Source organism: Parvibaculum sp. (assembly GCF_040882025.1).
Taxonomy (GTDB): Bacteria; Pseudomonadota; Alphaproteobacteria; order Parvibaculales; family Parvibaculaceae; genus Parvibaculum.
Map to the genome: position 1 here is coordinate 15,493 of NZ_JBBECC010000180.1, position 24,621 is coordinate 40,113.

Consider the following 24,621-nt stretch of genomic DNA (forward strand, 5'->3'; position numbering starts at 1 on the left):
AAGTCAGAGCTTGCGCTCAAGCCTCGGCAGGCGCAGCGCCTCGGCCAGCATGTCCGGCAGCATGTCCGCATCGATATAGGCGGTCGCCGCCCGCTGGCGCTTCTCCTGCTTGCGGGAAGGGGAGTAGGGCCAATGCCAGTGCTGGTCGACATATTGCGCGAGAAAACCGGCGACAGGCCGTGTCGCGCCGAGCGGCGGCCGGCCGAGTGCGGCATGGGAGGGATCGGAAGCGCGCGCATCCGCCGGACGCATTGCAGGCTCGGCCCGTTGCGCACGCATGCTCGCCTCCGCCTCCCGCCGCGGCGCGGGCAACGTCAACTGCGATCTTGTCATGCGCTCGATCTTCGACATCCGGCGCTTTCTCTCCAGCAAGCTGTCCTCGCTGCCGTATCTCCCACCGGTCCTGCCGGTACGGAGTTGGCGGCCTTCCACCGACGCAGCAAGAAGTCTGCCACGAGATTCGCTTTGCCGGGAGATGCGGGTGCGTCGAAACGATACAGAATCGTCGAATTAACCGATTTATTTAAAGCTTTAGTCGTTAAAACGCTTCTCTAAATCTTAACTGGCACTGCGCGACTATCGCATGTTCCGAGCGTCCAGAAGGGCGCCCTCGGAGACGACGACGCCTGGATTGTTCAGGCAAGTGAGTGCGGCGGGAGTAGTGTTGTGGACTCGAGGACGCAGGATGCGCGCAGAGTCGGTGGAACGTTGGATCTCAACGGTAGTGAGGTTCAGCCGGACGATCTGCTGAGAGGCGCTGTAACGGCAGTGGGCGATGCGGCCTATCGCTGGTCGATCGAAGACGATCGGCTCGATTGGGGTCCGGCCGCCAGCATGCTTTTCGGCATTTCCGACATATCGGCGATAGCGGCGCATCGCGATTTCGCGGCGCGCATCGTCCTTGACGGGCCGAGCCGTTATGAGCGCATCTGTCTCTTGCACGAGAGCGATCCCGGTCAAGGCGTTCCTTACGAACTGGAATATCAAATTCGCGACGATTTCGGCGGCTTGCGCTGGGTCGAGGATCGCGGCCGCTGGTATGGCGGTGCGGATGGCGCGCCGGCTTATGCGATCGGCGTCATGCGCGCGATCGATGAGCGCCATCGCCGCGAAGCGCAACTGGTGCGGCTTTCCACCTATGACGAACTGACCGGCCTGCTCAATCGTGTCCGGCTGAAGGAAGCGCTGAGCGAGGCCCTGATTGCCGCCCAGCGCGGCCGGCAGAATTCCGCCTTCCTGCTGCTGGCGGTCGACAATCTGGCCCTGATCAACGACGCGTTTGGCTTCGACGTCGCCGACGAGGTCATCGTCCGTGTTGGCGAACGGTTGTCCGGCCTCGCGCGTCGCGGCGACTCGTTCGGCCGTTATGCCGGCAACAAGTTCGGCATCGTTCTCAACAACTGCAGCGAGGAGCGGCTCGACGACGTTTGCGAAAGATTGCTTGCCGAAGTGCGCGACAAGGTGGTCGTGACGGCGCGCGGGCCTGTTGCGGTCACAGTGTCGGCCGGTTCGATTGCCCTGCCAGGCCATGCATCCAGCGTTGATCAGGCGCTTGCGCGCGCTGAAGAAGCGCTGGGATCGGCCAAACAGCGGATGCGGAACTCGCATGTCATCTATGCGCCGTCCCGCGAGCGGGACAAGACGCGTCTGCGCAACATCAATGTTGCCGATGAACTTATCACCGCGCTCAACGACCGGCGTATACGTATCGCCTATCAGCCGATCGTCGATTCACACACCGGTGAAACCTGCATACACGAATGTCTTGTGCGGATGGAGCGGCCGGACGGGACAATCGTTCCGGCGGGTCATTTCGTCCCGGTGGCCGAGAAGCTCGGCTTGATCGGTCTTCTCGACTATCGGGTCATGGAACTGGCGGTCGCCACGCTGCGCGAGCGGGATGATGTCAAGCTGTCGCTCAATATCTCGGGCCGGACCATCGGCGACCGGTTGTGGCGCGACACGCTTGCTTCCCATTTGCATGCGGAATCCGGCTTTGCCGAACGCCTGATCATCGAGATTACCGAGACGGTGGCCATTCACGAGATCGAGGAGTTGACCGATTTCGTCGCGAGTTTCCGCGAGCTTGGCTGCCAGATCGCGATCGACGATTTCGGCGCTGGCTACACCTCGTTCCGGAATCTCAAAACGCTCGATGTCGATCTGGTCAAGATCGACGGGTCCTTCGTGATCGATCTGGTGAACAATCCCGACAACCAGTTCTTCGTCCGAACGCTGGTGAATCTCGCCCACAACTTCAATCTGCCGACGGTGGCGGAGTGGGTCAGCAACGACGCAGAAGTCGCGATGCTGCGCGATTTCGGCGTCGAATATCTGCAGGGTTTCCATCTGGGCGAGCCGGCCATGTCGCTGCCGGCCTCGCGGGTGTCGGACCCTATTTCTTCGACAAGGCTTCGAGCTGCGCCTGCATAAGCGCGATCTGACGCTTCAGATCATCGAGTTCGCTTTCGCGGCCGCCGCTCTTGTCGACCGTCTTTTCCGATTTTGCGGGCTCTTTCGTGTCGCGTTCGGCGCCTGCGCCGGTGCGGCCGAAAGGTGAGAACATACGCATCGCATTGTCGAATATTTCAAGATTCTGGCGAATCTGATCCTCGAACTGCCCCAGCCGCTCGCGCCCGCCCAGCGCGCCGACAAGACGGTTGCGCAGCTTTCCCTGCTCCTTGGAAAAGCTGTTCATGCTCATTTCGAGATAGGACGGGATAAAGCTCTGCAGGCTGTCGCCATAGAAGCGGATCAGCTGGCGGAGGAAGTTGATGGGCAAGAGGTTCTGTCCCTTGCCTTCTTCCTCGAAAATGATCTGGGTCAGCACCGAGCGGGTGATGTCCTCGCCCGTCTTGGCGTCGCGAACGACAAATTCCTTGCTCTGCTTCACCATTTCGCAGAGATGCTCAAGCGTCACATAGCTCGATGTCGCCGTGTTGTAGAGACGCCGATTGGCGTATTTCTTGATGACGATGACGTCATCGTCCGTGGATGCTGTCTTTTTGGCCACGGTCACTCTCTCGCTCAAGTGTTGTCACGCCGGGGTTGTTTTTATCCCGCACGATAGCCGTTCGGCACCGCCCGGGCCCCTGACCCCCTGTCTTTTGGCATTGTGACGCGGTATTGTTGCGCTGCGCAAGCCCCGCATTGCGATGCACAGAATTCGACGATCCGGTCACGGCGGGCGGGTGTCCCGCAGCAGCGGCGAATCGGTGACCTATCATTTCTCCGGCAAAGGTTTCAGGGAGCCAGCAATGAGTAAATCCGGTACCGAGGTGGTGATTGTCGGCGCGGCGCGCACGCCCGTCGGCGCATTCAACGGCTCTTTGTCCAGTTTGCCCGCTCATGAACTCGGCCGCATCGCCATTTCGGCCGCGATCGAACGCGCCGGCGTCGACAAGGCGCAGATTTCCGAGGTCATCCTGGGCCAGATCCTGCAAGCGGGCCAGGGGCAGAACCCCGCCCGGCAGGCCGCGATCAATGCCGGCCTGCCGGTGGAAGTGCCGGCCTGGAGCGTCAACCAGCTCTGCGGCTCCGGCCTGCGCGCCGTCGCGCTCGGCTTTCAGGCCATCGTCAATGGCGACAGCGAGATCGTGGTTGCCGGCGGGCAGGAAAGCATGAGCCAGGCGCATCATTCTGCCTATCTGCGGGCCGGCCAGAAGATGGGTTCGCTCGACTTCGTTGATACGATGATTACGGATGGTCTCTGGGACGCCTTCAACGGCTACCATATGGGTCAGACGGCCGAAAATGTCGCCGCGCGCTGGCAGATCACGCGCGAAGAGCAGGACGTCTTCGCCGTAGCGTCGCAGAACAAGGCCGAGGCCGCGCAGAAGGCGGGCAAATTCAAGGACGAGATCGCAGCCGTCACCATCAAGGGGCGCAAGGGCGACACGGTGGTCGACGCCGATGAGTACATCAAGTCCGGCGTCACGCTCGACGGCATCAAGGGGCTGAAGCCGGCTTTTCAGAAGGAGGGTGGCTCGGTCACGGCCGCCAATGCGTCCGGCATCAATGACGGCGCGGCGGCGGTGGTGCTGATGAGCGCCGAGCGTGCGCAGAAGGAAGGCCGCAAGGTCATGGGGCGGATCGTTTCCTGGGCGCATGCCGGCGTCGATCCGGCGGTGATGGGGACAGGCCCGATCCCGGCCTCGCGCGCCGCCTTGAAACAGGCCGGCTGGTCGCCCGACGATCTCGATCTCGTGGAGGCCAACGAGGCCTTTGCCGCGCAGGCGCTGGCCGTCAACAAGGATCTCGGCTGGGACGCGTCCAAGGTCAATGTCAATGGCGGCGCCATCGCCATCGGTCATCCGATCGGTGCATCGGGCGCCCGCGTGCTGGTTACCCTTCTGCACGAGATGGAAAAGCGGAAATCGAAAAAGGGTCTTGCCACGCTTTGCATTGGCGGCGGCATGGGCATCGCCATGTGCATCGCGCGCGACTGAGGGCCGGGGGGCACCGGACAGGATGCGATCTCCTTTGAAGACGAGGACTTGAAACGATGAAAAAAGTTGCGCTGGTCACCGGCGGTACGCGGGGCATCGGCCACGCCATTTCGCTCGCGCTCAAGGCGGCCGGCTACGAGGTCGTGGCCAATTACGGTGGCAACGACGAGGCTGCCGCCGCCTTCACCGGGGAAACCGGTATCAAGGCGTTCAAGTGGAATGTCGGCGATTACGAGGCTTGCGTGAAGGGCATTGCCGAGGTTGAGGCCGCGCTCGGTCCCGTCGATGTGCTCGTCAACAATGCGGGGATAACGCGTGATGGGATGCTGCACAAGATGACCCCCGCGCAATGGCGCGAGGTCATCAGCGTCGATCTCGATTCGATGTTCAACATGTGCCAACCCGTCATCAACGGCATGCGCGAGCGCGGTTTCGGCCGTATCGTCAATATCTCGTCGATCAACGGCCAGAAAGGCCAGATGGGCCAGACCAATTATTCGGCTGCCAAGGCCGGTGTCATCGGCTTCACCAAGGCGCTGGCGCAGGAGGTGGCGCGGAAAGGCATCACCGTCAATTGCATCGCACCCGGCTATATAGACACCGACATGGTGGCTGCCGTGCCGCAAAAAGTGCTCGACGGCATCATCGCTTCCATTCCAGTCGGCCGTCTCGGCAAGGCGGAGGAAATCGCCCATTGCGTGACGTTCCTCGCCGACGAAAAAGCGAGCTTCGTCACCGGCGCGACGATCACGGCCAACGGCGCGCAGTTCATCGCCGGATAAGCTCCTTGCTGGCATGAAGGGGCAAGATGGGCAGAGCGGCTCGTTCAGCTCTCTTGCGTTTCCGCCGCCATCAGCGCGTCGTATTCGTCGTCGCGGCCCGGCCGGCCCGGCGTCGGATAGACCCAGGCGTCGACGGGTCCCACATCGACATGCGCATAAGGTGTTTTCGTCGGGTAGAAGCCGGTGCCGCCGCGACCGAGTTTTTTGGCCACGCGGTAGACTTCTTCCGGGTCATGAAAATCCTGCGTGATATCGATCGCCATGCCGCGCATATGAAAGCTGCCCGGATCGACGCCGTTGCCGCGTGCATCGAGCCATGCATTGGTTCGCTCGGTGCGGTAGCCGGACATGATGTAGATCGGATTTTTCGACCGTGTGTTGGCGTTGATGTCGTGGAGCAGATCGAGCAGGCGCGGATCGGTCGGCGCCGTCTTGTTTTCACGCAGGTCGCGCATGAACCAGTCGACGCGCTTGATTGCATCCGGCAGATAGTCGCCATCCGCCCAATAGACGATGTTGAGTCTTTCGCCGGAGTTGAGGCTTTGCAGGTTGAGCGCCCGCTTGTAGGGGGCGTCGGCCCGGATCAATGAGGGCGCTGCCAGAAGCGCCCCGGCGCCCGCCGCCAGCATCAGCGCCGTCCGGCGCGTTATCCCTTGCGACAAAACCTTTTCCATCATCGTAAAAACCTAACGAAGTGTCGCATTTGGCTCAAGCACCGGTTCCATATCGGCGACGGCGATCGGCTCGACGGCGCCAATCAGCGCGCCGGGTGCCGTGGCGGCGTGCTTGCGGCTCTCCGCTTCCGGTGCAAGCTGGACAAAGCTGTAGCCCTGGTCGCGCATTGTGGTGATAAAGGATGAAAGCATGTCGGCGGTACGCGGTTTGGTGTCATGCAGGATCAGGATGCCCCGCCCGACCGAGGCGATATTGCGGATTGCACGCCGCCGAACCTCCGCCGATCCTATCGGTTTCCAGTCGTCGGCGCCGAACTCGCAGGAGAATGTCGCCACATGCCGTTCGCCGAGCCAGCGGATGAGTGCCGAACTGTCGTTGAGGCCCGGGAAACGGAAAAAGGGCGCGAGGCGTTTGCGATCCTCGGCCGGTGCACTCGCCAGCGCCGCCTCGACGGCCTCGAAGCCACGACGTATTTCGCGTTGCGCCTGGCCAAGCGAGTAGCGGCGCAGGCTGTTCGGGTGGAGCCAGGTATGCGCGCCGATGATATGACCGCGCGCGGCAACTTCACGTACGATCTCCGGATGCTTCTCGGCATAGTAGCCGACCATGAAGAATGTCGCCTTGATGCAGTGATGATCCAGAATATCGAGCACGCGGCGCGTCGTTTCAGGGTCCGGTCCGTCATCGAAGGTCAATGCTACTTCTTTCGGGCCCAACGGGACGGTCTTCGGATACTGCATGTTGCCATAGGTCGGGCCGTCCGTTGTCGGCACCGTTACGATGCGGCTCGTCGCCGGGCCCGCAAGGTCGGTGCGGCAGGCGCCGTTGCTCGCGGACGCATTGGATGCCGCAAACAGCAATGCCGCGCCGATGGCCGCCCATGTTGGAATACATCTCACGCTGATGCCCCGTCGTGCCGTCACCAAGCTCCGGCAAATTCTAGCGTGGCGCGAGCGGCGGGCCAGCGCAAACGCGCCACAGGCCGGGTAAAAGCGATTGGCGCCAGATTTCTTTGTTTGTCGCATTTTCCGGTCAAGTGGATTGCCGGTTGACCGGAAAATGCTCTAGCGGCGCGGGCTCCAGCCCGGCTGCGCCATTTCGAAGCCTGAAAACTCGAAGCCGGGCGCCACCGTGCAGCCGACCAGCGTGAAATCGCCTTGCGGTTCGGCTGCCTGCCAATGACCCTTCGGCACCACGAGTTGCGGATGCTGGCCAGCGGCCAAGTCGGGCCCGAGAAGCCGCGTTTCGGAGGCCCTGCCATCGTGGCTTGTCGAAAGCGACAGCGGGCCGCCGGCATACCAATGCCAGATTTCAGTGGCGTCCACGCGGTGCCAATGTGAGCGCTCGCCCGCCTTCAGGAGGTAGTAAATGGCCGTCGAGTGCGCGCGGTCATCTCCCGCAGCGTCGCGGAAGGTCTCGGCGAAATGACCGCCTTCGGGGTGCGGCGCGAGTTTCAACAGTGCGACGATCTCATCCGCCGTCAATACCGTGTTCGAGTTATTCATCTCAGAAGTTGTCCTTGCGCTTGCGCGTCTCCGCAAAGACGTCCACATCTGATGCCTTTTCCAGGCCGATGGTTACGCGGAGATCCGGGCTTGCCGCGCGCAGGAAGGGGTTGGTTGCCTTTTCGAGACCGATGGTGGTCGGCACCGTCCATTCGCCGCGGGCGCGCTTTGCATCGATTTCCTTCGCGCGGGCAACGAGAGCGGCATTCTGCGGTTCGACACTGAGGGCAAAGCGCGCATTCGACTGCGTATATTCATGCGCACAATAGACTGTGGTGTCGTCGGGGAGCGCCATCAACTTGTTGAGGGATGTCCACATCTGCTGCGGCGTTCCCTCGAACAGACGCCCGCATCCGAGCGCGAAAAGCGTGTCGCCGACAAAAGCCACCTTGTCGTCGGCAAAGCTGTAGGCGATATGGCCCCGCGTGTGGCCCGGGACTTCGATGACGCGGGCGCGCGCGGCGCCGAGTTCCACGATGTCGCCTTCACCAACGGCGCGGTCGATGCCGGGGATCAAATCCTTCTCGCCCCTCGGGCCGATTACCATGCAACCCGTTTCCTTCTTCAGCGCCGCGTTGCCGCCGGCATGGTCGAAATGGTGATGGGTGTTGAGGATATGGGTCAGCTTCCAGCCCCTGTCGGCCAGCGCCTGCAGGATCGGTCCGACCTCGGGCGTGTCGATCGTTGCGGTGGCGCCCGTCGACGGTTCATGCACCAGATAGCCGTAATTGTCGTTCAAACAGGGGAACTGGTGAATCCGAAGTCCGCTCATCTCGCCTCCGTCTCGCTGTTTTTCAAGGTTTTCGGGATGCTTGCCATGATTGCGCGTGCCGCATGCACCGCTCGATTTGCCTTTGAGACTAACCTAGTGCGATCCGGGGGCGAGGTGAACCCGTCGCCGCCGGCGCGGAGAATCTGATAAGCTCCGATCCATGCCGATGGATGTGATCGATCTCCGCGACTTCTACGGACGGCCGCTCGGCCGGGTCGCGCGGCGTCACATCAGCCGCCGTATCGAGGCGACCTGGCCCGATCTGCGCGGCCTCAATGTGATGGGTCTCGGCTTCGCGACACCCTATCTGGGCATGTTCATCGGCAAGGCACAGCGGGTTGTGGGCCTGATGCCGGCGCGGCAGGGTGTTCTGCACTGGCCTTCCGTGGGCAAGTGCCTCGCAGGGCTCGTAGACGAGCATGAATTGCCATTGGCTGACGAAAGCATGGACCGTGTGCTCGTTGTTCACGGGCTTGAAGCCAGCGAGTCGATGCGCGTCATGCTGCGGCAGATCTGGCGCGTATTGGCGCCGGGAGGGCGTTTGCTGATCGTCGCGCCGAACAGGCGCGGGTTGTGGGCGCGACGCGAGGCGACGCCGTTCGGTCATGGCCAGCCCTTTTCGCGCGGTCAGCTGACCCAGCTTCTGCGTGAGTCGATGTTCAGCCCGTCCGCGTGGGAGGTTGCCCTGTTTGCCCCGCCTTTCGACTGGCGACCGCTGCTGCGCTCGGCGAGCGCCTGGGAGCGTGTCGGGCATGTGCTTTGGCCGCGTTTCTCCGGCGTCATACTGGTCGAGGCAACGAAACAGATTTATGCGGCGACGCCCTTGCCGGCCGCAAAAAATGTTGCGCAGCGCGTCCGCGCCCTCGCGCCGCTTCCGGCGCCCGCCCGGCCGGCCAGTTCATTCGACGAGAGTTAGAACGCCCGCTTGTCGTGGCGTGAGAGCAGAAAAACCGCATCTCCGGCCAGCAAATTGGCGATGGCGCCGGGCCGTGACAGCCGGCGTGTCGTCTCGCCGGTCACAATCACGACATCTTCGATGCTCAAACCCAGATCGTCGCAGAGCCCGGTGAAGTCGAGCAGGGTGCAGAGATGGATGTTCGGCGTGTCGTACCAGGAGTGACCCAGTGACGGCGTCTCGGGCATCCGGCCGCTGACGAGAAGCTGCAACCGAACACGCCAGTGCCCGAAATTCGGGAAGGAAACGATCACATGTCGTCCGATGCGCTTCATCGCGCGCAGCACTTCCTTCGGATTTCGGGTCGCCTGAATGGTCTGGCTCAGAATCACGTAGTCGAAAGCGTCGTCCGGATAGTCGGCAAGGTCGGTATCGGCGTCGCCCTGCACGACCGAAAGGCCGCGGGCCACGCAGGCATTCACGCCCTCCTGGCTCAGTTCGACACCGCGCCCGTCGACGTTCTTCTGGCGCGTAAGCAACTCCAGCAGTTCGCCATCGCCGCAGCCGACGTCGAGCACACGGCTGCCCGGCGCGATCATCTGGGCGATCAGATCGAGGTCGATGCGGCCCGTCGAGTAACCGTTGCCCTGGCTCATGCGCCGAGCCCTCGTGTCCGCGCAGCGCTATCGATAAAGCCGCGCAATGTCGCAAACATTTCGGGTTCGTCCAGCAGGAAGGCATCGTGACCCTTGTCGGTTCTGATCTCGACGAAGCTCACATTGGCCGCAATCGCATTGAGTGCATGCACGGTCTGCCGGCTGTCCGATGTCGGAAACAGCCAGTCGCTGGTGAAGGAGACGACGCAAAAGCGGGCCTTGGTGCCTCGAAATGCGTTGGCCAGAACGCCACCGAAATCATCGGCGAGATCGAAATAATCCATCGCGCGCGTGAGATAGAGGTAGGAGTTGGCGTCGAAACGATCGACGAAAGTCGATCCTTGATGGCGCAGATAGGATTCAATCTGAAAGTCCGCGTCGAAACCGTAGGTGACGGCTTCGCGGTCCTGGAGGTTGCGACCGAATTTGCGATGCAACGCCGTTTCCGACAGATAGGTGATGTGCGCGGCCATGCGTGCAACCGCGAGCCCCTTGGCAGGGCTCGTCCCCTCGATCAAATAGGCGCCCTGCTTCCATTCCGGATCGGCCATGATCGCCTGGCGGCCGACCTCGTGAAAGGCGATGTTCTGCGCGGAGTGGCGGGCGGCCGTCGCAATCGGGATCGCGGAGAAGACACGATCGGGATAGGCAGCCGCCCATTGCAGCACCTGCATCCCGCCCATCGAGCCGCCGATGACGCAAAAAAGGTCGCCGATGCCAAGCTTGTCGAGCAACATCGCCTGGGCCCGCACCATGTCGCCGATGGTGATAACCGGAAAGTTCAAGCCATAGGGTTGGCCGGTTGCGGGGTCGATATCCCGCGGTCCGGTCGTGCCCATGCAGCCGCCCACGACATTCGGGCAAATCACGAAAAAGCGGTCGGTGTCGATGGGCAGGCCCGGTCCGACCATGTGCGGCCACCAGCCGGCCTTGCCGGTGATCGGATGCGCGCTTGCAGCATATTGGTCGAGCGTCAACGCGTGGCAGATCAGCACCACATTCGACTTGTCGGCGTTCAGCGTGCCGTAGGTCTCGTAGGCGATGGTAAACGGACTGAGGCTGACGCCGGAATCGAGGGCGAGCGGCTTGTCGGCGCCGAAAGTCGCCGTGGCGCTTTGCGCTCCGACCCTGCCGTTGTCGTCCGGACGCCGCTCGTCCCCAGTCCTGTCGATCGTGTTCATTGCGCCCCTGCGCCGGCCTTTTTGCCCCCTGAAAGCCGCTCCGGACCCCCTTCGGGCGAGGGTGCATAGCTAGGGATGCACCCCCCAAAATGTCAATGTTTTCTTTGATTTTAGCGGGTCGGGCTCGTATGAATACCGCTCTTGCGGACCGGGGAGAGGGGCCCGCCGCGAGGGGGGTTCCCCGCCAAGAGACGCACATGACGACCGAGACGACCAGCCCTGAGAAAGCGCTCACCGATGTCCGCAAGGAGATCGATGCGATCGATGACGCCATTCACGATCTGCTGATGAAGCGGACCGAGCTTGTCGTCGAGGTTGCGGAGGCCAAGGCGCGCGAGGCGAGTGCCGCCGGAGAGGGCAGTTTTATCGCGTTCCGGCCCGGTCGCGAGGCGGAGGTTTTGCGTCGCCTGGCGGCGCGGCACCGGGGCGACCTGCCGTTGCGTGTCGTCTTCCGGCTCTGGCGCGAGATTATCGCTGCCATGACGCGCATTCAGGGTCCGTTCCGGGTCGAGGTTTTCGGCGGCGAGGGCGGCAATGCGCTCGGCAACTGGGATCTGGCGCGAAGCTATTACGGCTCGTCGACGCCTATGGAGTTGCACGAGACGGCGCGCGACATGTTGCGGCGGCTGGGAAACGATCGTTCGGCGGTCGGTATTCTGCCGGAGCCCGGCGGATATCCAGGCGGTGACTGGTGGACGTCGCTGGCAGCCAACGGCCATCTCGGCTTGCGTGTCGTCGCCCGTCTGCCATTCATCGAGGTGGTGCGTGACGAAGATGAATTGCGCGCCTATGTGGTGGCGCAAGCGGATTTCGAGGCGACGGGCGACGACACCAGCCTGCTGGCGCTGCTGACGAGCGAGAGCATCAGCGAGGCACGCGCCGTGGCGCTGGCAAAGGCCGCGGGCCTCGACGGCGTGCGCATCGGCCAGGCGCGGATTGCCGACGGCGCTGCGACATATGCCAATCTTCTCGCGGTAAGCGGATTCGTCGGCGAAGACGATCCGCGGCTTGCCGTATTGTCCGACGGCGGGGTTGCCGAGGCGCGGGTCATCGGAGGCTATGCCAGTCCGTTGCGCCGCGAAACGGATGGCGAGTGAGGCGATCATGACACGCCCGACGCCCCAGAAGGGCATTCTCGATATCGAACCTTATGTCGGCGGCCGCGCTAGCGCGGGCGGCACCGGCAAGGTTTTCAAGCTGTCGGCCAACGAGACGCCGCTCGGCCCGAGCCCGCGCGCGCGCGAGGCCTTTCTCTCCGCCGCCGAGAGCATGGCGCTTTATCCGGATGGCGGTGCCGACGAATTGCGTGCCGCGATTGCCGCGCGTTACGGCCTCAATGCGGAGCGGATCGTATGCGGCGCCGGTTCCGACGAACTGCTGCATCTTCTGGCGCAGGCCTATCTCGGTGAGGGCGACGCGGCGATTGCGACCGAGCATGGATTTCTCGTCTATCCGATCATTACCAAGGCGGCCGGTGCGGCCTGCATCCAGGTGAAGGAGAAAGACCTCCGCACCGATGTCGATGCGATTCTCTCCGCGATTACGCCGAAGACGAAGATGATCTTTCTCGCCAATCCCAACAACCCGACCGGCAGCTACCTGCCGGCCGACGAGATGCGCCGTCTCCATGCCGGTCTGCGGCCCGATATTCTCCTCGTCGTCGATGCGGCCTATAGCGAATATGTGAGCCGCAACGACTATGAGGCAGGGATCGAGCTTGTCGCGACATCGGAGAATGTCGTGATGACGCGCACTTTCTCGAAGATATACGGACTGGCGGCGCTGCGGCTCGGCTGGATGTATGCGCCTGCGCATGTTGCCGACGTGATCAATCGCATCCGCGGGCCGTTCAATGTGTCGGTTCCGGCCATGAACGCGGGCGTCGCGGCGATGCGCGACACCGCGCATGTCGACATGGCACGCGCATATAACGACAAATGGCTCGCCTGGCTGACGGAAGAAATTGCGAAGCTTGGGCTCGACGTGGCGCCAAGCGTTGCGAATTTTCTGCTGATCGGCTTTCCAGATGAACCGGGCCGCCGCGCCGGCGATGCCGATGTCTTTCTGATGCAGCGCGGTCTCATTCTGCGCCAGATGGTGTCCTATGGCCTGCCGAACCATCTGCGCCTCTCAGTGGGTATTGAGGAGGCAAACAGGCTCGTCGTCGCCGCGCTTGCCGATTTCATGAGTCAAAAGGGAGATGCTGCATGAGTGGCGGCAAGCTCTTCGACCGGGTGGCGCTGATCGGGCTGGGTCTCATCGGCGGTTCGCTCGGCCATGCGATGAAGCGAGACGGCATCGCCGGTCATATCGCGGGCTATGCGCGCTCTGACGCGACCCGGAAACGCGCGCTTGAGATCGGCTTTATCGACAGCGTGCATGAAACAGCGACGGCGGCTGCCGCGGATGCCGATCTTGTCGTCATCTGCACCCCCGTCGGTGCTCTAGCCGATGTTGCCGGCCAGATCGAGCCCGCGCTCAAGAAAGGTGCCATCGTCACTGATGTCGGCTCGGTCAAGGTCGCGGTCGTGCGCGATGTTGGGCCGCATATCCCTGACGGCGTTCACTTCATCCCAGGTCACCCGATTGCGGGCACAGAGGAGTCGGGCCCCGATGCCGGCTTTGCCGAACTTTTCGATGGCCGCTGGTGCATTCTGACGCCCGTACCGGGCACGGAGGCGCAAGCGCTCGAAAAGCTCAGCGCCTTCTGGACGGCCTGCGGGTCGAATGTCGATGTAATGGAGCCGAGGCATCACGATCTCGTTCTCGCGATCGTGAGCCATCTGCCGCACATCATTGCCTACAATATCGTCGGCACAGCGAGTGATCTCGAAACGGTGACCCAGTCTGAAGTGATCAAGTACTCGGCCTCCGGCTTTCGCGACTTCACGCGCCTCGCCGCTTCCGATCCCACCATGTGGCGCGATGTCTGCCTCAACAACAAAGAGCCGATTCTCGAGATGCTGGCGCGTTTCTCCGAGGATTTGACGGCATTGCAGCGGGCAATCCGCTGGGGCGATGGCGATGTCCTGTTCGATCTTTTCACGCGCACCCGCGCCATTCGCCGGTCAATCATCGATGCGGGTCAGGACTCGCCGATGCCGAATTTCGGCCGCAACCCGACCCATGCCCCGGTCCAGGTGAAGTCCGGCGAAGAGGATGGTCAGTAGAGCGGCGACAGCTGTGCTATGGCGAGCGGCCCGAGATAGAGACGGCCCTCGGTCATGCTGACCGGCACGCGGACACGCCCCGGTTCGCTTCCCTGGAGCTGCGAAACAAGAACGAGGCCTGCCAGCGCGATTCGTGCGTCACGTTCGCGCACCAGCCCGTCCCGCACCATTGCGTCCAGCAAGCCTTCGAAATCGGCGATTTCGGTATCCAAACGTCCCTGCAGACGGTTGTCGGCGTCAAGCGTCACTTCGCCATGCGCGGTCATGTCGAGCGCGCCCCATTGGACGATCATGTCGGAGATTGCCAACGTTCCACCGTCGGCGCGCCAGCGATCAAGCAGCTCGACCGCACTCAACCGCTCGACGCGCGGCAGGCCGCGGGCGCGGGCTTGCGCGACGATCTTCCGGATATCGGGACCAAGAACCGGGACCCGCTGCGAAAGCCGAAGTACGATATCGTCGCCCTGTACGGCGATGTCATAGTTGGAGGTGCTTCCGGCGATCGTCTCCTTTGGCGCCGGCCGCATATGAAGTTGCAGGCGTGCGGCATCCAGGCGGTCGTTCAGGCCGTCGGCGCCCCTTTTGTGGTGTGCCTCGATATTCTCGATGTCGATCGCGAGGCGGCCGAAGGGCGCGTCGGCCACGTCGACATAGCTGCCCCACGCTCCTTTCATCGATGCGCGCAGCGTATTTTCGGCAGGTCGCGCTGCCGAGAGGTCGCGATAGCGAAGCTCCTGCGCGCCGCGGAGGTTGACGATAATGTGACGCAGATTATGCGGGAGAAGCGCGATCTCCGCCGCCTCGCCCTTCCACGCCCATGCTTCCGGCGTCGAGGGGGCGCCGGCTTCCGGCGCGGCGAAGCGTGCTTCGATGCGGTAGGGGAAACCACCCATCGACAATTCCCGCCAGCCGACGACGAGGCCGCGCTCGGGACTGGTCTCGAAACGCTCCAGCGCGGCGTGTATCTCGCGCGAGACGGAGAGCCAGTAGATCGCATAGATTGCGACGAGTACGACGATGGCGATCGTCGGCGCAAAAATGTGCCAGCGGCGGGGCCGGGGCGGGCCCATGTCGGTTGTCGGTTCTGTCATCTTACTTTTAGAGTGTGGCTGCGCGATGGAGTGCCGCCAGCATGCAGGATTTGTGGGTCTTTGGATACGGGTCGCTGATGTGGCGGCCGGGCTTCGAGCATGAAGAGCGGTATCCAGCGTTGCTGCGCGGCTATCACCGGGCCTTTTGCGTCTATAGCCATGTTCATCGCGGCACGCCCGAAAAGCCCGGCCTCGTGTTCGGGCTCGACGCCGGTGGCGCTTGCCGAGGTGTCGCCTTTCGCGTTGCGGCGGCCCGCGCCGATGAAACCCGGCGCTATCTGCAGGCGCGCGAGCAGGTGACGCTTGTCTACAAGGATGCGATGAAGCCGGTGGAGCTTGCGGGCAAAGGCCGCAAGGTCGAGGCACTTTGCTTCATCGTCGACCGCGCCCATGCGCAATATGCGGGACGGCTGCCGTTCGAGGAGCAGGTGCGGCTGATCGCCGAGGGTGAGGGGCGTTCGGGAAGGAACCCCGATTATCTGGAAGGCACGGTGCGCCATCTGGATGAGGCAGGCGTGCCCGATGAAAATCTCAGCCGGCTTTGGCACGCCGTAGAGCAGCATCTGCGTCGACCTCCGGTGTCCCGGTGAAACCGGCAAGCTCCGCCAGGGCGCGGCGGATGCCGGCTTCACGGGCCTTCGTCAGTTTGATGCCGGGCTCACTCCAGAATCCCTTGACCTCAAGTCTGCCGTCGGCTCGATGCGCCTTTACATCGGCGCGGCCGATGAAGCGGTCGCCCTCGAGCAACGGCAACACATAATAGCCGTAGCGGCGTTTCTTCTCCGGCACGAACACCTCGATGCGATAATCGAAGCCGAACAGGCGCACCGCACGCGGGCGGTCGCGGATCGCCGGATCGAAGGGCGAAAGAAAGCGCATTGTCGACGGCGGCTTGGGCGCGCCGGCGATATGTGCCTCGATGTCAGGCGGGGCGACGGCCTTTCGCCGTTCGCCGGCCGTATCCTCGACGCTTACTTCGACAAGGTCGCCGCGCTTCAGCGCCTTGGCGGTCCATTCCTTTGCACGCTCTATCGGCACCAGTTTCCAGAAGGCCGCAATCTCCTGCGGTGTCGCGAAGCCGAGGCGGGCAAGGGCCTCGCGGCAGAGAAAATCAGTGGATGCCGCGAGGCTCGGCCGCTCCCGGCGCGCGTCGTCCGGGATCACCCGCTCGGCAAGGTCGTAGACTTTCTCGAAGCCGTCGCGCCGCGCAATGGCAAGCTCGCCGGTGCGCCAGAGCGTTTCGAGCGCGGTCTTGGAAGGACCCCAGCCCCACCATGAACCCTTTCCCTTGTCCTCGAAGTCGCGCGCCATCACGGGGCCGTCGCGGCGAATGCGGGCGCGCACCTTGCGAATGACTTTTGCGCCGTCGGGACCGATGCGTTCGCGCCAGCGCGGATTGGCCTCGAGCCTCGCCTTCGCGGCCAGAAAGCGGTGACGCCAGTGCGGGTAGAAATCCATCGGGATCAGTGAAGCGTCATGCGTCCAGTGCTCGAAAAGATCGCGGCGTTCGTGATGAAGATCGGCGAGGTGGTCGCGGCTGTATCCGGGCGCGCGCGAAAAGAGGATCAGATGATGGGCGCGCTCGACCGTGTTGATCGAATCGAGTTGTACGAAGCCCAGATGCTTCACCAGAGCGAGCGTGCGGTCGGCGCAAAATTCGGAAGCCGCCGCCGTGCTCAGCGCGTGGCGCTCGAGGAAGAGGCGCCGCGCATCTGCGTTGGAGATGGGGAGCGGCGCCGGCATCAGATATGCGAAAGGCCGGGATTGTCGCGCGGTTCGTAGACGAGTTCCAGCTTCAACCCGTCGGGATCGGCGAACATCACCGCGTAGTAGCCGTCTCCATATTCGGGATAGTCGGCGGGCGGATCGAGAACGGTTGCGCCGATTTCGATCAGCAACGCATGAAGCCGGTCGACATCATCACGGCTTTCGGCAATCCAGGCGATGTGATGCAAACCCGGCGAATAGCGATCATGCATGCGGTCCGCGTTCGGGCCTTCGGCCTTGAAAATACCGATGCTCGGCAGCCGGTCGGGCGATGCGGTGTGTTCCCAGTCGAAGCCGCGTTCGTCCTCGCGCAATCGGCGATAGCCCATGTAGCCGAGCACGGCGTCGTAGAACCACGCCGAGGCCCAAGGATCCTTCACCGTCAAATCGATATGATGAATGAAGCCGCGCATCGTCACTGATGTCTCAGCTGCATTTCGAGAAGCCGCAGGAAGTGCACGTTTCGCACCCTTCCTGACGTACCATGCCGCGTTCGCCGCAGCGCGGGCAGCCCTTGAGCCGGGTTACCGTCGGATCGCCGCCCTCGCTCGGGAGGCGCTCACCAGCCACTGCGCGCAGGGCTTCCGTCACCGGACGGCCGTCCTTTGCCGCAATGAAGCCGGTGTCGATCATGTGCTGCTCGATCACTTCGCCGATGGCGGCGAGCAGGCTCGGCACGTAGCGGCCTTTCATCCATGAGCCGCCGCGCGGGTCGAACACGGCTTTCAATTCCTCGACCACAAAGGTTACGTCGCCGCCACGGCGGAAGACGGCCGAAATCATGCGCGTCAGCGCCACCGTCCAGGCGTAATGCTCCATGTTCTTCGAGTTGATGAAAATCTCGAAAGGCCGTCTGCGTCCGTCCTGCAATATGTCGTTGATGGTGATGTAGATCGCATGGTCCGACTCCGGCCATTGCAGCTTGTAGGTGAAGCCCGGCAATACCGCTTCGCGTTCCAGCGGCTTCGACATATAGACGACGCCATCCTTCTCGTAGATTTCATGCGCGGCAGGGGCGGCTAGCGGCAAGGCCGGCTGTGCGGCCTGTTTCGTCTCGGGTTTGAGTTCTTCATCGAGCGCGAGCACCGAGCCGCGCACCTCGCTCGGGCGATAGGTCGTGCAGCCTTTCAGGCCCTTTTCGTACGCGGTCGTGTAGATATCCTTGAACGCGTCGAAGGAAATATCGGCGGGCACGTTGATCGTCTTCGAGATCGAGCTGTCGATATAGTTCTGCACGGCGGCCTGCACGGCGATGTGGTCGGCCGGCGCGAGTTCCTGCGCATTGACGAAATAGTCCGGCAGCGCCTTCTCGGTGCCGAAAATTTCGTGAAACTTTTCGACCGCGTAGTCCTGCACACGTTCTTCCCGGCGCGTGCCATCGGGCATCAGTACCTTGCGTGTGTAGCTGTAGGCGAAAACGGGTTCGATACCGGATGAGACGTTGCCGGCGAACAGAGAAATCGTTCCGGTCGGCGCAATCGAGGTGACGAGTGCGTTGCGGATGCCGTGTTTTGCGATGGCGTCGCGCACATCCTTGTCGAGCGCCGAAACGGTCTCCCCCGCGAGATAGGCATCGGCGACGAAGAGCGGGAAGGGACCCTTTTCCTTCGCGATGTCGACCGATGAGAGATAGGCAGCGCGCGACAGCGCTTTCATCCATGCGCGGATCAGTTTCAGCGACGCATCCGAGCCGTAGCGCGCGCGGCACATGATGAGCGCGTCGGCGAGCCCCGTCACGCCGAGGCCGATGCGGCGCTTCGCCTGCGCCTCGTGGCGCTGTTCGGGCAGTGGGAAACGCGACACGTCGACCACATTGTCCATCGCACGCACGGCCACATGTACGAGATCGGCGAGTTCCGCCTCGTCGATGCGAGCCTTACCGGTGAAGGGCTCCTTCACCAGCGTAGCAAGGTTGATCGAACCGAGCAGACAGGCGCCGTAGGGCGGCAGCGGCTGCTCGCCGCAGGGATTGGTCGCGTGGATCGTCTCGGCGTAATAGAGATTGTTTCGCGCATTGATGCGGTCGATGAAGATGACGCCCGGTTCGGCATAGGCAAAGGTCGCGGCGATGATCTTGTCCCAGAGCGCGCGCGCCTTCAGCGTCTTGTAAGCCGTGCCGCCGAAGACGAGGTTCCAGTCTGTGTCCGCCTTTACCGCCGCCATGAAGGCATCGCTGACCAGAACCGAAAGGTTGAACATGGTCAGGCGTCCGGCCTCGCGCTTGGCATCGATGAAGGCCTCGATGTCCGGGTGGTCGCAGCGCATCGTCGCCATCATCGCGCCGCGCCGGGAACCGGCCGACATGATGGTGCAGCACATTGCGTCCCAGACATCCATGAAGGAAAGAGGCCCGGACGCGTCCGCGCCGACGCCCAGAACGGGGGCGCCTTTCGGGCGTAGCGTCGAGAAGTCATAGCCGATGCCGCCGCCCTGCTGCATGGTCAGCGCGGCTTCCTTCAGGTTTTCGAAAATGCCGGCCATCGTGTCCGGGATTTCACCCATCACGAAGCAGTTGAACAGCGTCACATCGCGACCGGTGCCGGCGCCGGCAAGGATGCGGCCGGCCGGGAGGAAACGGAAACCGGCCATGGCCTCGCGGAAGCGGGCGGCCCAGGCTTCGCGCGTGTCTGGTGCCTCGACCTCGGCCAGTGCGGCGGCAACGCGTGCCCAGGTGTCCGCGACCGTCAGGTCGACGGGCGTGCCGTCTTCCTTGTGAAGACGGTATTTCATGTCCCAGATTTGTTCGGCAATGGTTTTCATGGAGGCAGCCTAGGCGCGGCTCAGGCGCAAATCAATGTTCCTGCTTTGTACATAATTTATCCACAAGCCAGCGTAAAACAAGATATTGAAAATCAAGCTAAACCCCGGTTTTCCCCACTTTCAGACCGCCACACAGGCTATTTATCCACAGACCGTTCTCCCGTGCCGGTTTCGGCAAGGAGGCGGGTTGCGGCGGCCTCGACGCGCGTTTCGAGCGTCTCCATGAAGGCCTTGCGGTCAAGCCCGGCCGGAATCGGCTCCAGGAACTCGATAACAATGGTGCCGGGGTGCCGGAGGAAGCCGCGCCGGCCCCAGAACAAGCCGGAATTCACCGCCGCGGGCACGCAAGGCACGTCGAGCTGGCGATAGAGCGCAGCGACGCCCGGTTTGTATTCGAGCTTGCTGCCCGGCGTGCTGCGCGTGCCTTCCGGGAAGATCACGATCGGTCGTTTTTCGGCCAGTGCGGCCTTGCCTTGGGCGATCAGGCGGCGGATCGCTTGCGAACCGGCGCCGCGGTCGATGGCAATCATGCGGGCTTTCTGCGCGTACCAGCCATAGAAAGGGATCCACAGCAGTTCACGCTTCAGTACCATCGCCGGACGGTCAAGCAGGGCGGTCATCGCGATCGTGTCCCACATAGACTGGTGCTTCGAGGCGACAAGCGTCGCACCTTGCGGCAGCGTTCCGCGCACTTCGTAAGTTGTGCCGGCTAGGATACGCAGCAGCCACAGCGTTGCATGCGACCACCAGCGGATCGCGCCATGGGTGAAACGGCGCGGCATGACAAGAGCGGGCGTCACGGCGATCACGGCGACGACTGACATCGCATAGAAAGAGAGATTGAAGGCGGCGGAACGGAGCCAGAGCAAAGACGGGATTCCTTTGTGCGGGAAGCCGCTCAGGACGGCATGGAGGACTGACGATAAACCAGCGTGAGCAGATATTTGGTGTATTCGGAAACCAGTAGCCGCGTCGTGCCAGGGTAAGCCCACCAGCCATCCAAATGTAACGTGTCCTGAAAGACGGGATAGGAAACGATTTCCACAGCGGGCATGGCGCGATTCAGTTCCAGCCGCGCGCGGGGCAGGTGATAGGTGCTGGTAACCAGAATTACCGAGCGATAATCGTTTCGGCGAACCCAATCGGCGGTCTCCGCGGCATTGCCGATCGTGTTCTCGGCCATGCGGCCGAGATCGACGCAACAATCGAATTTATCGGCCTCGCCCGGCACGATGTTTTTCAGTGATACAGGCGTTACGTCGGGATGCACGCCGGTGATCAGCAGCCGCATGCCCTTGCCCTCGTCGAGCAGCCGGTAGGCGACGGTAATACGATCGGGACCGCCGGTCAGCGCAACGATGCCGTCTGCAACCGGCACCTCGGCAGGCGGCGTACGCTGGAGTTCGGCGGTAAAGAGAAAGAAGCCGCCCACATAGGCAACGGCAAGCAACGCAGCAACACCCGCGGCGATGCGGGTGATGCGACGGCCCGGCTCCTGTCGCGGCGTGTCGTCCGCCTTCATGTTCGCGCTCATCTCCATCGATCGCGCCACGTTGCCTTGGGGCCGGCTCTTGTGCCGGCGCTTCGACCGGATTGAAGTCTAGCACAGCCGGACGGTCTCAAGGATATGGCAAGCCGGAGACAGGCGCCCACATAACGACGGCTCAGAGCATTCTCTCGAGACTGCGCATGACTGTTATCCGGGCCGTCATAACGGCGACCGTTGCCGCAGCGAAGGGCACGGTTGCGAGTACCGGATAATGTGCCGGTTGAAGACCCGATATGGGGACCATGAACAGCCCGCTGCCGCCGCCTGTAAAATTCAGCGCCAGGAAGGTCGCGACCGAGAGCGCAAGGCCGATCAGGCCGCCCCGGAAACCCAGATGAAGGAAGTGCCGTTGTACCTCCGCGGCAATGAATTTGTCGCGGGCGCCGATCAGATGCAGCACCTCCACCACTTCTCGATTTGCCGAGAGCCCGGCCCGTGTCGCGAAAGTCACGATCGCAATCGTGGTGGCGGCGACGGCGACGAGGATCCCGTAAGCCAGCAACGTCGCGGCGCGCGCTGCCCGGTGCAACTCGGTGCGCCACTGGCGGTGGGTATCGAGTGTCGTGCCGGGGGCCGCGGCGGCGATATCGGTGGCCAGCGCCTCGAGATCGGGCGGTGCGGCGGCATCAATGCGAATATCGACCAATCGAGGCAGCGGCAAATCCTCCGTAACATTGCCCGCCCCGAGCCACGGTTCGAGCATTGCTTCGGTGTCGGAGCGTGACAGGACTTTTGCCGAAAGAATGCCTGGCGTTTTGTCCAACAGCATCATCACCGCGTCGATCTGCTCCTCGGGCGTCGTCGCGGTCGAGGGTTTGATCTGCACAGTGAGCGCACCCGACAGATCACTCGTCCAGTCCCGGGCGACATGGTTCACCGAGAGCGCCGCGCCGAGTGCGAGGCTGGCCAGGAAACACATGGCTGCAATGACCAGCACCAGGGAAAGCCCGGTCGCACCGGCGGCCGGCATTACGCTTCTGGTTTCGACGAGAAGGCCGGCAAGGGCGGCACCGCCGCCGCGCGGTTCACTGTGAAAGGTCGGGGCAGGATCGGGACGGCGGGATGTGTCAGCCACGAATGGTCAACCCCCCCTTATGCAGGACCAGTTCCGGAGCACCCGCCGCTTCCACCAGCGCGTGATCATGGGTCGCAATCAGTACAGAGGTGCCAAGGCGATTGAGCTCGACGAAAAGACGCAACAGGCGTTGGCCCATTTCGGGGTCGACGTTACCTGTCGGTTCGTCGGCCAACAATAAGTCTGGCTGGGCGACAACGGCGCGGGCAATCGCGGCGCGTTGTTTTTCGCCGCCTGAAAGCGTTGGCGGCTTTGCACTCAGGCGGTCGCCGAGGCCGACCCAGGCCAGCAGCTCCTCGACGTCCGCCCGGTAGTCTTCCTCGGTCCGGCCCTGAATTTTCAGCGGTAGTGCCACATTCTCGTAGGTCGTCAGATGGTCGAGCAGGCGGAATTCCTGAAAGACGACGCCGATGCGGCGGCGCAATGTCGGCAGCTCGGCGCGGGGCAGGGTTGCGACATCCTTGCCGAACATCGTGATCAGACCGCGCGAAGGTCTCGTTGCCAGAAACATCAGTTTCAGGAGCGACGTCTTGCCGGCGCCCGACGGGCCGGTCAGAAAATGGAAGGATGCCGGCGCGAGGTGAAAGCTCACATCGCGCAGCACTTCCGGCCCCATGCCGTAGCGCATGCCCACATTTTCAAAGCGAATCATGGATGCGACGGTATCATGGAACAAAGGGGGCCATGCAGATCGGCTAGGCAAAAAAAGCGGCTTGTCGCGGGGCTTTTCGAGCTTTTGGCCGCATCCTTTTAACGCGCCTTTAACCATGGGGCGGCTTTCAATAGGCTTGTGGAAATGCGGATCGGGGCCGGTTGCGCTACGTTCCGTTTCGGACCTCGTAATCATCAATGCCAAACTGAATGTCCCGGATGATCATCACCTGCCCATCCTGTTCGACGCGATACCCGGTGGAGGCATCCTCCTTCGCACCGGCGGGGCGGAAAGTGCGTTGCGCCAAATGCGGCCAGAGCTGGCATCAGGCGCCACCCGCCGACCTTGATGAGAGCCCGTCGTCCGTTCCGCCGCCGGCTGAGACTGTATCAACCGAGGTTGTTGCGCCGGCATTTATCCCCGCTTCGACGCGCAAGAAGATTTTTGGCGAAAAAGCAGCGCCGGCCGCCGATGCACTGGCCAATGCCGCCAGCGACCCCGACGGCGATGACGACGTGGTCTTTGCAGACACGCCTGTTGCCGCCATCAGTACCACATCGGATATCGGCAACCGGTTTCGTGCCCAGGTTCGGCGCGCGGCATCGATGCGACGCGGCAAGGCGCTCAATGTCGCCGGCTGGGTGACCCTGGCTCTGTTCGTAGGTGGAACGCTGATGGGTGGCTATCAGTGGCGTGCCGACATCGCCTCTTTCTGGCCAGCGACAACTCGCGTCTATGCTGCCGTCGGTGCGCCGGTCAATCTGCGCGGTCTTGAATTTCGCAATGTTGCCTATGAACGGCAGGAAGAGCAGGGACTGCCTGTGCTGGCCGTCACGGGCGAGGTCGTCAATGTCAGCGGCAAGGCGGTAGCACTGCCGCGTCTGCGGATCGGATTGCGCGACGTCGATCAGACGGAACTCTATCACTGGACATTTGCGCTCGATCAAGGCGAGTTGCCGGCCGACGAGGCGACAACGTTCACGACCCGTCTTTCAAGTCCGCCCGTCGAGGCGCGCGACATCGAGATTCGCTTCGTTCGCGAGCAGGAAGATACCGCCGCGCCGGACGATGCCGCGCCTGCGGAGGAATAGGGTCTTGAGCCGGCTTGCGCCGCGCGGTGCCCCCATCTCTGTACTATATTCGGCGGAAGAGATCACGGAACGCGTGCGCGCGCTGGCTGCCGAGATTGCCGCCACAATGGGGCGTGAACCTCTGGTCGTTCCGATCCTCAAAGGAAGTTTTATTTTCGCCGCCGACCTTCTGCGTGCGCTGCATGAGGCGGGAGTGGAACCGGACATGGATTTCATCGGCCTGTCGAGCTACGGCGCGGGCACGCAGTCGCGCGGGGAGGTGCGCATTTTGCGCGATACCGAGGCGGACATCACCGGTCGCGACGTATTGATCGTCGACGATATTCTGGAGTCGGGCCGAACGCTTGCCTTCGCGGCAGACTTGATGGCAGCGCGCGGTGCGCGCACGGTCAAGAGTTGTGTTTTGCTGCGCAAGCCGGGCAAGCTGGCCGTCGATTTCACCGCCGATTTCATCGGCTTCGAGTGCCCCGACCGCTTCGTCGTCGGTTACGGCATGGACATTGCCCATGCTTATCGCCAGTTGCCGTTTGTCGGTTTTGTGGAGCGCTGACG

General features: G+C 62.8%; 26 protein-coding genes. 10 read left to right on the plus strand and 16 right to left on the minus strand.

Features of this window, described 5'->3' with window-relative positions; translation table 11 throughout:
* Positions 1-3: 3 nt before the first annotated feature.
* Positions 4-279: a hypothetical protein gene (locus tag WEB61_RS12985; RefSeq protein WP_368064758.1), complete on the minus strand. Its 276-nt coding sequence runs from the start codon at positions 277-279 to the stop codon at positions 4-6.
* Between the two features lie 387 nt (positions 280-666).
* On the opposite strand from WEB61_RS12985, the gene WEB61_RS12990 reads away from it, so the two are divergent.
* Positions 667-2,433, plus strand: a complete 1,767-nt coding sequence (locus tag WEB61_RS12990; RefSeq protein WP_368064759.1) for a putative bifunctional diguanylate cyclase/phosphodiesterase — start codon at positions 667-669, stop codon at positions 2,431-2,433.
* Here the strand turns inward: WEB61_RS12990 and phaR are convergent.
* Positions 2,396-3,013: a polyhydroxyalkanoate synthesis repressor PhaR gene (gene phaR, locus WEB61_RS12995; RefSeq protein WP_368064760.1), complete on the minus strand. Its 618-nt coding sequence runs from the start codon at positions 3,011-3,013 to the stop codon at positions 2,396-2,398. The two genes, WEB61_RS12990 and phaR, sit on opposite strands and share 38 nt — an antisense overlap.
* Before the next feature lie 244 nt (positions 3,014-3,257).
* Between phaR and WEB61_RS13000 the strand changes: the two genes are divergently transcribed.
* Together WEB61_RS13000 and phbB are read left to right on the plus strand one after the other, a co-directional pair.
* Entirely contained in the window at positions 3,258-4,448 is a 1,191-nt protein-coding gene (locus tag WEB61_RS13000) for an acetyl-CoA C-acetyltransferase (protein ID WP_368064761.1), read from the plus strand.
* 56 nt (positions 4,449-4,504) lie between these two features.
* A complete protein-coding gene (gene phbB, locus WEB61_RS13005) occupies positions 4,505-5,230 on the plus strand; it encodes an acetoacetyl-CoA reductase (RefSeq protein WP_368064762.1) in 726 nt (241 codons plus the stop codon).
* Between the two features lie 44 nt (positions 5,231-5,274).
* On the opposite strand, the gene WEB61_RS13010 is transcribed toward phbB, so the two are convergent.
* The 4 genes from WEB61_RS13010 to gloB form a co-directional block, all read right to left on the minus strand.
* Positions 5,275-5,907, minus strand: a complete 633-nt coding sequence (locus tag WEB61_RS13010) for a DUF882 domain-containing protein (RefSeq protein WP_368064763.1) — start codon at positions 5,905-5,907, stop codon at positions 5,275-5,277.
* A 9-nt stretch (positions 5,908-5,916) separates the two neighbouring features.
* Positions 5,917-6,804, minus strand: a complete 888-nt coding sequence (locus WEB61_RS13015) for a polysaccharide deacetylase family protein (RefSeq protein ID WP_368064764.1) — start codon at positions 6,802-6,804, stop codon at positions 5,917-5,919.
* Positions 6,805-6,969: 165 nt separating this feature from the next.
* On the minus strand, positions 6,970-7,389 hold the full coding sequence (locus WEB61_RS13020) for a cupin domain-containing protein (RefSeq protein WP_368064804.1): 420 nt from the start codon (positions 7,387-7,389) through the stop codon (positions 6,970-6,972).
* Between the two features lie 22 nt (positions 7,390-7,411).
* Positions 7,412-8,182, minus strand: coding sequence for a hydroxyacylglutathione hydrolase (gloB, locus tag WEB61_RS13025; RefSeq protein WP_368064765.1), 771 nt, complete (start codon positions 8,180-8,182; stop codon positions 7,412-7,414).
* 160 nt (positions 8,183-8,342) lie between these two features.
* Between gloB and WEB61_RS13030 the strand changes: the two genes are divergently transcribed.
* Entirely contained in the window at positions 8,343-9,098 is a 756-nt protein-coding gene (locus WEB61_RS13030) for a class I SAM-dependent methyltransferase (protein ID WP_368064766.1), read from the plus strand.
* Here the strand turns inward: WEB61_RS13030 and metW are convergent.
* On the minus strand, positions 9,095-9,733 hold the full coding sequence (gene metW / locus WEB61_RS13035) for a methionine biosynthesis protein MetW (protein WP_368064767.1): 639 nt from the start codon (positions 9,731-9,733) through the stop codon (positions 9,095-9,097). The two genes, WEB61_RS13030 and metW, sit on opposite strands and share 4 nt — an antisense overlap.
* Positions 9,730-10,914 (minus strand): homoserine O-acetyltransferase, encoded by a 1,185-nt coding sequence (locus tag WEB61_RS13040; protein WP_368064768.1) that lies wholly within the window; start codon positions 10,912-10,914, stop codon positions 9,730-9,732. Before WEB61_RS13040 ends, metW begins: the two co-directional genes overlap by 4 nt.
* A 197-nt stretch (positions 10,915-11,111) precedes the next feature.
* Here WEB61_RS13040 and pheA point away from each other — a divergent pair, with 197 nt between their 5' ends.
* From pheA to WEB61_RS13055, 3 genes are read left to right on the plus strand one after another with little or no spacing between them, the layout of a single operon-like run.
* Entirely contained in the window at positions 11,112-12,011 is a 900-nt protein-coding gene (gene pheA / locus WEB61_RS13045) for a chorismate mutase (RefSeq protein ID WP_368064769.1), read from the plus strand.
* 7 nt (positions 12,012-12,018) lie between these two features.
* Positions 12,019-13,125, plus strand: a complete 1,107-nt coding sequence (gene hisC, locus WEB61_RS13050) for a histidinol-phosphate transaminase (protein WP_368064770.1) — start codon at positions 12,019-12,021, stop codon at positions 13,123-13,125.
* Positions 13,122-14,084: a prephenate/arogenate dehydrogenase family protein gene (locus tag WEB61_RS13055; protein WP_368064771.1), complete on the plus strand. Its 963-nt coding sequence runs from the start codon at positions 13,122-13,124 to the stop codon at positions 14,082-14,084. Before hisC ends, WEB61_RS13055 begins: the two co-directional genes overlap by 4 nt.
* On the opposite strand, the gene WEB61_RS13060 is transcribed toward WEB61_RS13055, so the two are convergent.
* Positions 14,078-15,175 (minus strand): DUF2125 domain-containing protein, encoded by a 1,098-nt coding sequence (locus WEB61_RS13060; RefSeq protein WP_368064772.1) that lies wholly within the window; start codon positions 15,173-15,175, stop codon positions 14,078-14,080. The genes WEB61_RS13055 and WEB61_RS13060 overlap by 7 nt on opposite strands.
* Before the next feature lie 41 nt (positions 15,176-15,216).
* On the opposite strand from WEB61_RS13060, the gene WEB61_RS13065 reads away from it, so the two are divergent.
* A complete protein-coding gene (locus WEB61_RS13065) occupies positions 15,217-15,765 on the plus strand; it encodes a gamma-glutamylcyclotransferase (protein ID WP_368064773.1) in 549 nt (182 codons plus the stop codon).
* Here WEB61_RS13065 and WEB61_RS13070 read toward each other — a convergent pair.
* From WEB61_RS13070 to ftsE, 7 genes are all read right to left on the minus strand, one after another.
* The gene (locus WEB61_RS13070) at positions 15,707-16,918 is read right to left on the minus strand and encodes a winged helix-turn-helix domain-containing protein (RefSeq protein ID WP_368064774.1); all 1,212 of its coding nucleotides are present in this window, start codon (positions 16,916-16,918) and stop codon (positions 15,707-15,709) included. The genes WEB61_RS13065 and WEB61_RS13070 overlap by 59 nt on opposite strands.
* Positions 16,918-17,355, minus strand: coding sequence for a VOC family protein (locus tag WEB61_RS13075; RefSeq protein WP_368064805.1), 438 nt, complete (start codon positions 17,353-17,355; stop codon positions 16,918-16,920). Before WEB61_RS13075 ends, WEB61_RS13070 begins: the two co-directional genes overlap by 1 nt.
* Positions 17,356-17,368: 13 nt before the next feature.
* Entirely contained in the window at positions 17,369-19,702 is a 2,334-nt protein-coding gene (locus WEB61_RS13080) for an adenosylcobalamin-dependent ribonucleoside-diphosphate reductase (RefSeq protein ID WP_368064775.1), read from the minus strand.
* 137 nt (positions 19,703-19,839) lie between these two features.
* The gene (locus WEB61_RS13085; protein ID WP_368064776.1) at positions 19,840-20,571 is read right to left on the minus strand and encodes a lysophospholipid acyltransferase family protein; all 732 of its coding nucleotides are present in this window, start codon (positions 20,569-20,571) and stop codon (positions 19,840-19,842) included.
* 29 nt (positions 20,572-20,600) lie between these two features.
* Positions 20,601-21,236, minus strand: coding sequence for a YdcF family protein (locus WEB61_RS13090; protein ID WP_368064777.1), 636 nt, complete (start codon positions 21,234-21,236; stop codon positions 20,601-20,603).
* A gap of 130 nt (positions 21,237-21,366) precedes the next feature.
* Positions 21,367-22,326, minus strand: coding sequence for a cell division protein FtsX (locus WEB61_RS13095; protein WP_368064778.1), 960 nt, complete (start codon positions 22,324-22,326; stop codon positions 21,367-21,369).
* On the minus strand, positions 22,319-22,978 hold the full coding sequence (gene ftsE / locus WEB61_RS13100; RefSeq protein ID WP_368064806.1) for a cell division ATP-binding protein FtsE: 660 nt from the start codon (positions 22,976-22,978) through the stop codon (positions 22,319-22,321). The genes WEB61_RS13095 and ftsE overlap by 8 nt, the downstream gene beginning before the upstream one ends.
* A 209-nt stretch (positions 22,979-23,187) precedes the next feature.
* On the opposite strand from ftsE, the gene WEB61_RS13105 reads away from it, so the two are divergent.
* The gene (locus tag WEB61_RS13105) at positions 23,188-24,069 is read left to right on the plus strand and encodes an MJ0042-type zinc finger domain-containing protein (protein WP_368064779.1); all 882 of its coding nucleotides are present in this window, start codon (positions 23,188-23,190) and stop codon (positions 24,067-24,069) included.
* Between the two features lie 4 nt (positions 24,070-24,073).
* Positions 24,074-24,619, plus strand: coding sequence for a hypoxanthine phosphoribosyltransferase (gene hpt / locus WEB61_RS13110; RefSeq protein ID WP_368064780.1), 546 nt, complete (start codon positions 24,074-24,076; stop codon positions 24,617-24,619).
* Positions 24,620-24,621 lie beyond the last annotated feature (2 nt).

What these genes read in the sequence shown, in the direction of transcription:
- WEB61_RS13030 (WP_368064766.1), top strand. Translation starts at nt 8,343, where the DNA reads ATGCCGATGGATGTGATCGATCTCCGCGACTTCTACGGACGGCCGCTC.
- WEB61_RS13000 (WP_368064761.1), top strand. Translation starts at nt 3,258, where the DNA reads ATGAGTAAATCCGGTACCGAGGTGGTGATTGTCGGCGCGGCGCGCACG.
- hisC (WP_368064770.1), top strand. Translation starts at nt 12,019, where the DNA reads ATGACACGCCCGACGCCCCAGAAGGGCATTCTCGATATCGAACCTTAT.
- WEB61_RS13080 (WP_368064775.1), bottom strand. Translation starts at nt 19,702, where the DNA reads ATGAAAACCATTGCCGAACAAATCTGGGACATGAAATACCGTCTTCAC.
- ftsE (WP_368064806.1), bottom strand. Translation starts at nt 22,978, where the DNA reads ATGATTCGCTTTGAAAATGTGGGCATGCGCTACGGCATGGGGCCGGAA.
- WEB61_RS13105 (WP_368064779.1), top strand. Translation starts at nt 23,188, where the DNA reads ATGTCCCGGATGATCATCACCTGCCCATCCTGTTCGACGCGATACCCG.
- phbB (WP_368064762.1), top strand. Translation starts at nt 4,505, where the DNA reads ATGAAAAAAGTTGCGCTGGTCACCGGCGGTACGCGGGGCATCGGCCAC.
- WEB61_RS13090 (WP_368064777.1), bottom strand. Translation starts at nt 21,236, where the DNA reads ATGAGCGCGAACATGAAGGCGGACGACACGCCGCGACAGGAGCCGGGC.
- pheA (WP_368064769.1), top strand. Translation starts at nt 11,112, where the DNA reads ATGACGACCGAGACGACCAGCCCTGAGAAAGCGCTCACCGATGTCCGC.
- WEB61_RS13040 (WP_368064768.1), bottom strand. Translation starts at nt 10,914, where the DNA reads ATGAACACGATCGACAGGACTGGGGACGAGCGGCGTCCGGACGACAAC.
- WEB61_RS13060 (WP_368064772.1), bottom strand. Translation starts at nt 15,175, where the DNA reads ATGACAGAACCGACAACCGACATGGGCCCGCCCCGGCCCCGCCGCTGG.
- gloB (WP_368064765.1), bottom strand. Translation starts at nt 8,182, where the DNA reads ATGAGCGGACTTCGGATTCACCAGTTCCCCTGTTTGAACGACAATTAC.
- metW (WP_368064767.1), bottom strand. Translation starts at nt 9,733, where the DNA reads ATGAGCCAGGGCAACGGTTACTCGACGGGCCGCATCGACCTCGATCTG.
- WEB61_RS13055 (WP_368064771.1), top strand. Translation starts at nt 13,122, where the DNA reads ATGAGTGGCGGCAAGCTCTTCGACCGGGTGGCGCTGATCGGGCTGGGT.
- WEB61_RS13065 (WP_368064773.1), top strand. Translation starts at nt 15,217, where the DNA reads ATGCAGGATTTGTGGGTCTTTGGATACGGGTCGCTGATGTGGCGGCCG.
- WEB61_RS13070 (WP_368064774.1), bottom strand. Translation starts at nt 16,918, where the DNA reads ATGCCGGCGCCGCTCCCCATCTCCAACGCAGATGCGCGGCGCCTCTTC.
- WEB61_RS13075 (WP_368064805.1), bottom strand. Translation starts at nt 17,355, where the DNA reads ATGCGCGGCTTCATTCATCATATCGATTTGACGGTGAAGGATCCTTGG.
- WEB61_RS12985 (WP_368064758.1), bottom strand. Translation starts at nt 279, where the DNA reads ATGCGTGCGCAACGGGCCGAGCCTGCAATGCGTCCGGCGGATGCGCGC.
- WEB61_RS13010 (WP_368064763.1), bottom strand. Translation starts at nt 5,907, where the DNA reads ATGATGGAAAAGGTTTTGTCGCAAGGGATAACGCGCCGGACGGCGCTG.